This is a genomic window from Mesorhizobium sp. M7A.F.Ca.ET.027.03.2.1 (assembly GCF_003999175.1).
GTDB lineage: Bacteria > Pseudomonadota > Alphaproteobacteria > Rhizobiales > Rhizobiaceae > Mesorhizobium.
The window spans coordinates 1-485 of record NZ_RZOM01001869.1 but is presented as its reverse complement, the minus strand read 5'-3'; the positions used below and the strand labels follow the sequence as shown (position 1 = coordinate 485).

Genomic DNA, 485 nt, shown 5'->3' with positions numbered 1-485 from the left:
GGCGCGAACCATCCCGTCACGATGCCGTCGGCCTCAAGCGACATGAAGCCGAGCGTCTTGCCGGTCTCGATCCGGCCTCCATCTGCGATCTCTACCGGACGCTCTATTGATGACCGCGCAGGCCGGAAAAGATTGGCCCGAGGCCGTCGAGGTCCTCAACGAGCACGGCCGCTCCGATATCGTGCTGTTGTGCGAGCATGCGTCCAACCACATGCCGGCCGAGTATCGACAGCTCGGCCTCGATGCCAGCCATCTGCAGCGCCACATCGCCTGGGATATCGGCGCCGCCGAAGTGACCCGCCTGCTGTCGTCGAAGCTCGATGCACCGGCCTTCCTCAGCGGTTACTCGCGGCTGCTGATCGACCTCAACCGGCCACTGGGCACGTCAGGCAGCATTCCGGTGCTGTCGGAAGATACCGACATTCCCGGCAATGTCGGCATCGATGCGACGGAGCGGACCCGACGCGCCGAGATCATCTTTTCGC

1 protein-coding gene is annotated in these 485 nt (G+C 64.1%); it reads left to right on the top strand.

Going from position 1 to position 485, the window contains the following annotated elements:
• Positions 1 to 109: 109 nt before the first annotated feature.
• On the top strand, positions 110 to 485 hold a 376-nt coding region (locus tag EN750_RS38525), incomplete at its 3' end, for an N-formylglutamate amidohydrolase (RefSeq protein ID WP_189526879.1).